10 protein-coding genes are annotated in these 10,527 nt (G+C 50.5%); all 10 read left to right on the forward strand.

From position 1 onward, the window contains the following. Positions 1 to 2,005, forward strand: a 2,005-nt coding sequence (locus AB7S66_RS08980) for an HD domain-containing phosphohydrolase (protein ID WP_428519218.1), incomplete at its 5' end; no start/stop codon positions are given. A gap of 61 nt (positions 2,006 to 2,066) precedes the next feature. Then, positions 2,067 to 2,720 carry an AAA family ATPase gene (locus AB7S66_RS08985; RefSeq protein ID WP_428519220.1) on the forward strand — a complete coding sequence of 218 codons (654 nt, stop codon included), beginning with the start codon at positions 2,067 to 2,069 and terminating at the stop codon, positions 2,718 to 2,720. Positions 2,721 to 2,735: 15 nt separating this feature from the next. Further along, the gene (locus tag AB7S66_RS08990) at positions 2,736 to 3,038 is read left to right on the forward strand and encodes a hypothetical protein (RefSeq protein WP_428519222.1); all 303 of its coding nucleotides are present in this window, start codon (positions 2,736 to 2,738) and stop codon (positions 3,036 to 3,038) included. After that, on the forward strand, positions 3,029 to 3,715 hold the full coding sequence (locus tag AB7S66_RS08995; protein WP_428519224.1) for a GNAT family N-acetyltransferase: 687 nt from the start codon (positions 3,029 to 3,031) through the stop codon (positions 3,713 to 3,715). Before AB7S66_RS08990 ends, AB7S66_RS08995 begins: the two co-directional genes overlap by 10 nt. Before the next feature lie 97 nt (positions 3,716 to 3,812). Then, positions 3,813 to 4,853, forward strand: a complete 1,041-nt coding sequence (gene argC / locus AB7S66_RS09000; RefSeq protein WP_428519226.1) for an N-acetyl-gamma-glutamyl-phosphate reductase — start codon at positions 3,813 to 3,815, stop codon at positions 4,851 to 4,853. Positions 4,854 to 4,866: 13 nt separating this feature from the next. Further along, positions 4,867 to 6,087, forward strand: a complete 1,221-nt coding sequence (gene argJ / locus AB7S66_RS09005) for a bifunctional ornithine acetyltransferase/N-acetylglutamate synthase (RefSeq protein WP_428519228.1) — start codon at positions 4,867 to 4,869, stop codon at positions 6,085 to 6,087. Continuing rightward, entirely contained in the window at positions 6,087 to 6,974 is an 888-nt protein-coding gene (gene argB, locus AB7S66_RS09010) for an acetylglutamate kinase (protein WP_428519230.1), read from the forward strand. Before argJ ends, argB begins: the two co-directional genes overlap by 1 nt. A 2-nt stretch (positions 6,975 to 6,976) precedes the next feature. Then, the gene (locus tag AB7S66_RS09015; RefSeq protein ID WP_428519232.1) at positions 6,977 to 8,164 is read left to right on the forward strand and encodes an aspartate aminotransferase family protein; all 1,188 of its coding nucleotides are present in this window, start codon (positions 6,977 to 6,979) and stop codon (positions 8,162 to 8,164) included. 87 nt (positions 8,165 to 8,251) lie between these two features. Beyond that, the gene (asnB, locus tag AB7S66_RS09020; protein ID WP_428519234.1) at positions 8,252 to 9,934 is read left to right on the forward strand and encodes an asparagine synthase B; all 1,683 of its coding nucleotides are present in this window, start codon (positions 8,252 to 8,254) and stop codon (positions 9,932 to 9,934) included. Positions 9,935 to 10,074: 140 nt separating this feature from the next. After that, positions 10,075 to 10,527: MarR family winged helix-turn-helix transcriptional regulator (locus AB7S66_RS09025; protein ID WP_428519236.1), on the forward strand; the 453-nt coding region annotated here is incomplete at its 3' end.

Below are 10,527 nucleotides of genomic sequence, written 5' to 3' on the forward strand. Positions count from 1 at the left end.
GGTCAATGTATTATTCAACATTGCCATGCTCTTAACCCTCAGTGTCTTTTTCACTACCTATCCATACAAGAACCCAAGAAAACTCTACTCCTACCATATCCTGGTCGGGATTGTGATCGGTGTGGTAGGCATCTTGGTGATGCTTAACCCGTTCATTCTTGAGGAAGGTGTTGTCTTCGACTCAAGGTCCATCCCTATTGTTGTCTCCGGTATGGTTTTTGGTTTGACACCGACGCTTATCGGAAGTGGTATGATGGCCGTTTTCAGAATCTTGAATGGTGGGGTTGGCCTCTATGCTGGGTTGGCAACCATCATTACGAGTGCAATGGTAGGCGTCCTCTGGCATCACTATCGCTATCAAGTTGTGCTTGAAAGACGGCGCCATATCAATATCGAGTTTTATCTTGTTGGTTTGGTTGACCATGCAATCATGCTGCTCTGTATGTTGCTTATGCCCTCTCCGGTAAGGATTCATGTATTTTCCGTGATGACCTTTCCGATACTGGTATTCTATCCAGTAGGAACGTACCTGCTCTGTCTTCTTCTCTTTAGTCAGGCTTATCGATTGGCCGATATTGCTGCCTTGAAAAAAAGCGAACAGCAGTTCAAGACAATATTTGAAAAAGCACCCATTGGGATGTCTCTTACCAATTTGAGGACCGGGGAAATCCAGAGGATCAACCAGAGTTATCTTGATATATTGGGATATACCAGAGAGGAGATGCTTGGTCATACGTGGGCAGAATTTTCACATCCTGAGGATGTACAGATGAGTAACCAAATCACGCAAAAGATGTTCACAGGGGAGCAGGATTCCTTTATCTTCGATAAGCGGTTCCTGAAAAAAGATGGTTCAACCATCTGGGCCAATCTATCCCTTTGTGTGTTTTCTGAAGAGGACCTTGTAGATTTAAGCAGTCTCTGCATGACCGTCGATATCACCAAGCGAAAGCTTGCTGAGAAGAGGATTCTCTATGCCTCTACCCATGATGCGCTCACCGATCTGTATGACCGGGTGGAGTTCGAGCGGGTTATCAGCAATATGTCCCTCGAGGGGAAGCTCCCCTTGAGTGTGGTATTTGCTGATATGAATCGTCTCAGGATCATCAACGAAGCCTTCGGGCGGGAGCAAGGGAACAGAATCCTGAAACGGGTCGCCACCCTTTTGCGGGAAACCTTCCCTGATTGTCCAAACCTTTTCAGGGTAGGGGGCGATGAGTTTGCACTCTTGCTGCCTGGATATACGGCAAAGGAGTGTGAGCCGTGTCTCGAGGGTGTAGTAGAGAAAGTATCAACATTCAGGGTAATGGATGCTGTTGCTCCCTCGATCAGTTTTGGGCTCTATGTCGTGGAGGATGCCTCGTTTGACTTGAATGAGGCGGTGAAGTTGGCTGAGAAACACCTTGCCACCCAGAAATTGCTCGATAGTCCCCCGATGCAGGGAAAAGCTGTCTATGCCATCATCAACACGCTTCATGAGAAAAATAAACGGGAAGAGGCTCACTCAAGACGAGTCAGTGAACTCAGTGAACAGCTGGGAAGAGCTTATGGGCTTAGTGAGCGATCGTGTAACGAGCTACGCTTGGTAGGCCTTTTGCATGATATCGGTAAAATCGCTATTGCTGAAAATATACTCAACAAGGATGGAAAGTTATCCCCTCTGGAATGGGAGGAGATGAAACGACATGCCGAGATCGGCTTCCGTATCCTCAGCTCAGTAGAGGATATGCAGGTATTGGCACCCTATGTACTTGCCCATCATGAGCACTTTGATGGAACTGGATATCCCAAGGCCCTACGTGGGGAGTCAATCCCCTTGCAGTCCAGGATGATTGCAATCGCCGATGCCTTTGATGCGATGACCAGTGAGAGAACCTACCGTAAGGCAGTCTCCGCCGTTCAAGCGGCAAAGGAGATCAAAAAATGCGCTGGCACCCAGTTTGATCCGTTGCTCGCTAAACTCTTTATAGAACAGGTACTTGATTTCTCCTATGACCAGCTTTAAGGGCGATTCCTTGACAGCTCAAAGGTACTGACTTACCATGAAATTGCCAGAGGAGGTACCTATGGGAGTCATTACTATTTCCCGTCAGATTGGCAGTGAAGGAACCTTCATTGCCAAGCAAGTGGCCGAGCAACTGGGGCTTTCCTTCGTGGACAAGCAAGATATTGAGAAAGTCATGCATGAGTATGGCTTCAGTGGGTTTGACGAAGTCTATGACAGTCTGCCCACATTCTGGGAACGATTTGACCAACATCGGTATCGAACCGTTGATTTTCTCCTTGCAGTCATGCGTGCATTTGCCAAGGTTGGCAATGTGGTCATGCTTGGTCGAGGGGGGTTTGGTCTCCTGCAAGGCTATACTGATGTCCTGAATGTACGGATCAAGGCTCCGCTTGAGATGAGGGTCCAGAGGAAACAGAAAGAGCGGGGTGGGACTGAAGAGCAGGCAAGGAAAGCACTCATAGACCAGGAGCTGGTGAGGACATCCTTTGTCCAGTCCGACCTGCAGTATAACCAGCGCGATGCTTCCCTCTTTGATTTGGTCATTGATACCGGTATTGTCCCACCGGAGACAGCGACGCTTTGGATTGCTGATGCCTATCAGCAATTGATGAAACGGCCACGAATAGATGCAAAAACCAGCCGAGCAGATCTTGTGGTTGACGATGTACTGCTCAAACTTGTTGAGAAGATGCTTGGCAGGGAGGCAAGGTGAGAGAACGCTCACCCAGTGCAATCTTATGATCGTGGAAACCGTAATACTTCTGGTGTTGCTTTTTCCCCGGTATTGCTTGCCGCCGAGCTTGGTTTGGTAGCCTGTGTTGGGGCTCTCTTCCTAACTATCGGAACCATGGCAAGGCGGATTCCTGCCTTTGATGCTTGTTACGCTCTTTGTCCTGATGGCACCCAGCGATCCAAGTCCCTTTTTGCAGGGTTCATTCTGATTCTCTATAAGGTTTGGCTTTTCATGGAATCAACAGCCTGCGACACTGACAGCAGCGCCATCTTGCGTTACAGTAGGCTATGGATGTAATCAAGACACTCTCCCTGAAGGGGAGAACTACCTATATCGATTTGATTGAACCATTGGAAGAAGGTATAGCAGAGGTGCTTATTGCAGATGAGGATGGAATATTGCTCCATGTTCAGGATGCAACCTATGCGGTGGCGTTGTTCAACCCAGCAGCGGTAGACATCTTTGCCGACGCGCTCTCTCATTGCAAGGAGCCCATCTCTGTGCACACCGGGGCTCTTGTTCCTGCGCTCAAGGGGAAAGGTCTTGCTGTCTCCCTGGAGTGTGTCCAGGCTGTCTATCTTCTGGCACAACCACTTATTGGGGATGAGTCCATCCTCATCCGCCCTCTCGAGGAGAGAGACCTTCCTATGGTGTTGCATCACTACAAACATGGTGATGAAACGTATATCCGTGAACGATACGAGGCAGGGGTCATGATCGCCGCAGAGATCGACGGTAATCCAGCTGGGTTCATGGGCAGGCATGTCGAGTGTGCAATGGGTATGCTGGAGGTGTTGCCCCAGTACCGGAGGAGGCATGTGGGAGAAGCATTGGAGAGAGCATATATCAATAGGTTGCTCACTCAAGGAACCACCCCATACTGCCACGTAGAGGTGGCAAACAAAGCCTCGCTCTCTCTCCAAAAAAAGCTTGGATTGGTGTTTTCTTCAGAGTTGGTGTATTGGTTTAATTAATATTTATACATAAATTTGTGAAAATATATGCAAAGAGTCTGGTCAAAATCGAATATTTTTGTATAATTATGCTAATATTGAGTTTTTGGAGGAACGTATGCTACAAGTTGGAGTCATTGGTGCCACAGGCTATGCAGGGTCACAGCTCGTTGCCCTTCTGGTACATCATCCGTCTGTGGAGATTACCTACCTTGCCTCACACTCCTACAGCGGAAAGCGTTTCAGTGAAATATATCCTTCTCTTGAGGGAGGGTGTGATTTGGTGCTGGAAGAGGAAGATATTGAGGAAGCGAGCAAGCGGTGCTCTGTCCTGTTCCTTGCCCTTCCCCACGGGATGGCGAGCCATAAGGTAACCCGGGAGATACTGGAGCGTTGTATCATCATCGACCTCGGAGCCGATTATCGCCTAAGCGACAGCAGTGTCTATGAAACCTGGTACAGGACTGATCACGGGAGCAAGGACCTGCTCAGTGAGGCTGTCTATGGGCTTTGTGAACTGCATCGTGAGCGCATTGAAACAGCAAACCTGATAGCAAACCCCGGTTGCTATACCACCTGTAGCATTCTCACCTTGGCTCCCTTGGTAGCTGAAAAGCTCGTTGATCCAGATTCCCTGATCATAGACAGTGCAAGTGGCGTCAGTGGTGCCGGCCGCTCTGAGAAGCTTGGATCCCTCTTTTGTGAGGTCAACGAGTCATACAAGGCATACGGGGTGGCGACTCACCGTCATACCCCGGAGATTGAACAGGAGTTGAGCGAGTTGAGCGGTAGTGAGCTTGTCGTGCAGTTTACCCCGCACCTGGTTCCCATGCACCGAGGGATCCTCTCTACCTGCTATGCCAACCTGAAGGAAGGGGTCAGTGAAGCAGAGGTAAGCTCAGCATACCAGAAGTGGTACGCTGACGAGAAGTTTGTTCGCTTGATGGGATCCTCTCTTCCTGAGACCCGATTTGTGAAGAATACAAACATGTGCGCCATCGGCTGGAAGGTTGATGGAAGAACCAATCGGGTTATTGCTATTGGGGCGATCGATAACCTGGTCAAAGGAGCTGCCGGCCAAGCCGTGCAGAATATGAATATCCGGTGCAACCTGGGTGAAGAGACTGGTCTTGCCTCCACGGTTGCCAGCCCCCTGTAAGGAGGAAAGAGTGATGCAAATAGTAGACGGTGGCGTTACTGCTGCCCTGGGATTTTCAGCCAATGGTGTAGCCTGTGGTGTCAAGAAACGCAAAAAAGACCTTGCCTTGGTCTATAGTGAGGTTCCCTGTAGTTTTGCAGGATCTTTTACCACCAACCTCGTGAAAGCAGCCCCTGTTCTCTGGGACCAGAAGCTGGTCTCCTCTTCCCTCCATGCACAGGCTATTGTGATCAACAGCGGGAATGCCAATGCATGTACAGCAGAGCAAGGAGACAGGGATGCCGAGGCCATGGCCGTGCATACGGCAAAAACCTTGGGTTTGCAACCTGAGGAGGTATTGGTATGTTCCACCGGTGTTATCGGGCTTCCCTTGCCCATGGATAAGATTGTTGCAGGAATTGATGACTGCGCAAAGGTCCTTGATGCCTCGAGATCGGGGGCTAGTGAGGCGGCAACCGCAATACTTACAACCGATACCTTCACCAAGGAAGTCGCAGTCTCGCTTGAGATTGATGGGAAGCAGGTAACCATCGGCGGTATGGCAAAAGGATCAGGGATGATCCATCCCAACATGGCGACCATGCTCAGCTTCATCACCACCGATGCAACCATCGATAAACCTGTACTGCAAGAACTGCTTGGGTCCTCCATCCGAGACACCTACAACATGATCAGTGTGGATGGGGATACCTCCACCAATGATACCGTACTGGTCCTTGCCAATGGAAAGAGTGGGTGTGGCACACTCTCCCCCTCCCACAGGGAGTGGGAAGCCTTCACCCAGGCTTTCCTGTATGTCCATAAGGAACTTGCAAAGGCAATTGTTCGTGATGGGGAAGGGGCTGGAAAGTTCATCGAGGTAACGGTCAAGGGAGCAAAGGACAAGGAGACAGCCCAGATTCTTGCTCGCTCGATCATCAGCAGCAACCTGGTCAAGACAGCTTTCTTTGGCAGTGATGCAAACTGGGGACGGATTCTCTGTGCCATGGGGTATAGTGGAGCTGATTTCAATCCACATGCTGTTGACCTCTTTTTTTCCTCTTCCAAGGGGACGATACAGGTGGTTTCAGCAGGGTCTCCCCTGGCTTTTGATGAGCACACAGCAAAGGCAATCCTGATGGAGAGGGATGTGCAGACACTTGTAACCTTGACAGACGGAGAGGGGGAAGGCACCGCTTGGGGCTGTGATCTTTCCTATGAGTATGTCCGGATAAATGGAGATTATAGAAGCTGATGAAACACAGGATGGCAAACGAGATCCTCAAGGCTGAGGTACTTATTGAGGCGATTCCCTACATCAGGACATTCGCCGGCAGTATTGTCGTGGTCAAATATGGCGGTTCTGCCATGGTTGATGAGCAACTGAAAAAGTCGGTTATCCAGGATATTGCGATGCTCAAGTACATCGGTTTGAAACCTGTGGTCATCCACGGCGGAGGCAAGGAGATCACCAGCCTGCTCGACCGTCTGGGTAAGAAGAGCGAATTCCTTGACGGGCTTCGTGTAACCGATGCTGAGACAGCACAGGTAGCGGAGATGGTGCTCAGTGGATCCATCGGCAAGAGTCTGGTCAGTGAGCTCGAACAGGTAGGCATCAGTGCCGTTGGCATCAGTGGCAAGGATGGAAGAACCCTGCTCTGTTCAAAGAAGTTGGATGACAAGGGGCGAGATCTTGGGTATGTTGGCCATGTGGAAAAGGTCGACACCAGTCTCCTTGAGACCCTGCTTTCCAATAACTTCGTACCGGTTGTCTCCCCGGTTGGTGTTGATGAGGAAGGTAATACCTATAATATCAATGCCGATTATGCGGCAAGTGCCGTTGCAGGTTCCCTTTCTGCGCAGAAGTTGGTGTTCCTCACCGATGTGGAAGGGATCCTCAAGGACAAGGATGATCCCTCCTCCATCATACGCACATTGAGTACAAGACAAGCTGAAGCGTACATACAGGATGGTACGATCAATGGCGGTATGATCCCCAAGGTGCAGTGTTGTCTTGATGGACTGGAGAAAGGGGTGAGTAGTGTGCACGTACTTGATGGCAGGGTTCCCCATGCCATCCTGCTTGAGATATTCACCACACGGGGAATCGGGACCATGGTCACCAAGGAGGAACGCTCATGAGCATGCAAGAGACAATACAGACAGGAAAACAATACCTGTTGGATACCTACAACCAGGTGCCGGTGGTGTTTACCGGTGGGAAGGGTATGTACCTCATAGATGAAGAGGGCAAGCACTATCTCGATTTTGTCGGGGGTATTGCTGTCAATGCCCTTGGCTACGGAGACCCCGGTTTATCGGAGGCGATCAACAAGGTTGTTCGTGAAGGTCTCCTGCACTGTTCGAACCTCTACTACAACAAGGTAGGGGTGGAGGCGGCAAAGGAACTTTGTTCGCTTGCCGGAATGGAACGGGTGTTCTTCTGCAATAGTGGGGCGGAAGCCACAGAGGCTTCCCTCAAGCTTGCCAGGAAATTCGGGCACCAGAGTGAGACCCCTCGTAGTGAAATCATCTCCATGGTGCATTCATTCCATGGGAGGACCTACGGTGCAATCACCGCAACAGGGCAGAAGAAGTACCATAAGAATTTTGCACCGCTTCCCCAGGGATTCAGCTATGCAGAGTTCAACAACCTGGAGAGCGTGAAAGCGCTCATTACAGAAAAAACCTGTGCAATTATCGTGGAGCCTATCCAGGGGGAGGGAGGTATTGTCCCAGCTGACCCAGCCTTCCTGCAGGGACTCCGCACTCTCTGTGATGAGCACAATCTCCTGCTCATCTATGATGAGGTACAGTGTGGAATGGGCCGCAGCGGAAAGCCCTTCGCATATCAGGTCTATGGTGTGAAACCCGATGTACTTACCTCTGCAAAAGCCCTTGCTGGTGGTGTTCCTTGCGGGGCGATGCTGACCACAGGAAAGGCAAGCCATATCTTCACTCCCGGAGACCATGCTTCCACTTTTGGGGGCAATGCCTTGGCAATGGCCGCAGTGAGAGAGATGGTTCGTCGTATCAGCGATCCAGCCTTCACTTCCCATGTCCAGGAGATGGGGGAGTACCTGAGGGAGAAACTTGCTCAATTGGTGGTTCGCTATCCAGACCTTTGCGTTGCTGTCAGGGGAAAGGGACTGATCAATGGATTGGTGCTTACCGTTCCTCCCCGGCAGGTCGTGGATGCCTGTTTTGCCAAGGGTGTGTTGGTGGCAAGCGCTGGAAGCGACGTCTTGCGCTTTGTTCCCCCCTTGGTTGTTGGGAAAAAAGATATTGATGCTGCACTCTCTGTAGTGGATGAGGCTCTTGCAACTTTGTAAAAGAGCAGGTAGTATCCTTCCAAGAACAAAGACGTTCCTACCCAAGTACTGGGAGGGGAGCGTCTTTTTTACGTTTGGAGGTATACGATGTGTGGATTTGTAGGAATGTTTGACATCCAGCGCAGCGCAAAGGCCTTTCGTTCCCAGATTCTTTCCATGTCAGGGAAGATCCGTCACCGTGGTCCCGATTGGTCGGGGGTGTATGAAGGGGAGAAGGCCATCATCAGTCATGAACGACTAGCTATTGTCGACCCACTCTCAGGAGGTCAGCCGCTCTACAGCGCAGACAGGAATGTGGTGTTGGCTGTCAATGGTGAAATCTACAACCACCAGCAGATCAGGAAGGAGTATGAGGGTGTCTACGAGTTCCAGACACAGAGTGACTGTGAAGTCATCCTTGCCCTCTACCAGGAGAAGGGCCCTGATTTTCTTGAGGACCTGAATGGCATCTTTGCCTTCGCTCTCTATGACCAGGTGAAGGACGTGTACCTTATTGCTCGTGACCATATAGGTATCATTCCCCTCTATCAGGGATGGGATGACCAGGGACATTTCTATGTGGCGAGTGAATTGAAGGCTCTGGAAGGAACCTGTAGTGCGATCGAACTCTTTCCTCCTGGACACCTGTATTACAGTCCTGAGAAAAAGCTCAGGAAGTGGTATGAGCGCTCCTGGACCAGCTATGATGTGGTCAAGGACCATGGGGGAACGATCGAGATGGTCAAGGAGGCTCTGGAGGCTGCCGTGAAGCGTCAGTTGATGAGTGACGTTCCCTATGGGGTGTTGCTCTCAGGTGGCTTGGACAGTTCCATCATTGCAGCCATTACTGCAAAATATGCCCAAAAGCGGGTGGAAAGTGCAGACACGGAGGAAGCTTGGTGGCCTCGTCTCCACTCATTTGCCATCGGGCTTGAGGGATCCCCCGACCTGAAAGCAGCCCGAATTGCTGCTGCCCATCTGAAAACTGTCCACCATGAGGTGCATTTTACCATCCAGGAGGCACTTGATGCGCTCAGTGATGTCATCTATCATCTGGAAACCAGCGATATCACCACGGTAAGGGCAGCAACCCCGATGTACTTGCTCGCTCGCGTCATTCGCTCGATGGGTATCAAGATGGTGCTCAGCGGGGAAGGGAGTGACGAGCTCTTTGGTGGGTATCTCTATTTCCACAAGGCTCCCAATGCCAGGGAGTTCCATGAGGAGACGGTCAGGAAGCTCTCCAAGCTGCATCTCTATGACTGCCTGCGGGCGAACAAGTCACTGGCAGCCTGGGGTGTTGAGGGAAGGGTCCCGTTCCTGGACAAGGAGTTCATGGATGTAGCGATGAATCTCAACCCTGACATGAAGCTCTGCCCGGTTGTTGGGGAGCATAAGCGTATCGAGAAGTGGATTCTTCGTGAGGCGTTCAAGGAGTATCTGCCTGATGAGATTGTCTGGAGACAGAAGGAGCAGTTCAGTGACGGGGTAGGCTACAACTGGATCGATACCCTGAAGCAGCTTACCAGCTCTTTGGTCAGTGATGAGCAGTTTGCCTTGGCTGCAAAGCGGTTTCCGATTCACACCCCCGCCACCAAGGAGGAGTACTACTATCGTACCCTCTTTGCTTCCCACTTCCCCAGTGAGAGTGCGGCGCGCTGTGTTCCTCGTGAGGACTCGGTTGCTTGTTCCACAGCAACAGCTCTGGAATGGGACCGGGCGTTCAAGGCAATGAATGAACCGAGCGGAAGAGCAGTAGCTGGAGTACATGAGTCAGCCTACGAGAAATGAATGAACATGCTCAGATGAGCAACGACATTGGGCCTTGGTGTAAAAGCCATGGCCCTTTTAAAAGAATATGCATAGCCCTCTTGTAAAAAACGTAACAGGTTACTTATAATGCGTAACCAGTTACTTAATAGGAGTTGAAGATGAGTGATGATGAGATGAAGGCAAATGTATTTGGCTCACTCTTTCTTGTTGCTAACCGGTTGCAGGTCCTTGGTGACCAGATTGATGCACAGGTTTCCACCAAGCAGTGGTTGCTCTTGGCAATGTTGCTCTCCTGTGAGAACCAGAAGTGTTCACTGACTGAGCTTTCCAAAAAGATAGGGAGTAGTAGGCAGAATATTAAGAAGATGGCCATGATTCTTGAAAAGCGAGGGTTCCTTGAGCTTACAAGATCAGATGAGGATAAGAGAACTGTGTTGCTGCAACCAACACAGGCGTGTCTCTCTCATCTGAAGACACGGGAAGAGGATGAAATTGCGTTTGTCGAGTCCTTTTTTGCAGGCTTTGACACTGAGATGCTTATGGTGATGCAGAAAAGCATTACCCAATGGATGCAGAACTTGGCACGTATGGAGGATACGTATGGGAAGGAG

Origin of the sequence: Sphaerochaeta sp., assembly GCF_050178175.1 — a bacterium.
In the GTDB taxonomy this organism is placed as follows: domain Bacteria; phylum Spirochaetota; class Spirochaetia; order Sphaerochaetales; family Sphaerochaetaceae; genus Sphaerochaeta.

Coding starts and splice junctions, on each gene's coding strand:
- AB7S66_RS08985 (WP_428519220.1), top strand. CDS start 2,067: ATGGGAGTCATTACTATTTCCCGTCAGATTGGCAGTGAAGGAACCTTC.
- AB7S66_RS08995 (WP_428519224.1), top strand. CDS start 3,029: ATGGATGTAATCAAGACACTCTCCCTGAAGGGGAGAACTACCTATATC.
- argC (WP_428519226.1), top strand. CDS start 3,813: ATGCTACAAGTTGGAGTCATTGGTGCCACAGGCTATGCAGGGTCACAG.
- argJ (WP_428519228.1), top strand. CDS start 4,867: ATGCAAATAGTAGACGGTGGCGTTACTGCTGCCCTGGGATTTTCAGCC.
- argB (WP_428519230.1), top strand. CDS start 6,087: ATGAAACACAGGATGGCAAACGAGATCCTCAAGGCTGAGGTACTTATT.
- AB7S66_RS09015 (WP_428519232.1), top strand. CDS start 6,977: ATGCAAGAGACAATACAGACAGGAAAACAATACCTGTTGGATACCTAC.
- asnB (WP_428519234.1), top strand. CDS start 8,252: ATGTGTGGATTTGTAGGAATGTTTGACATCCAGCGCAGCGCAAAGGCC.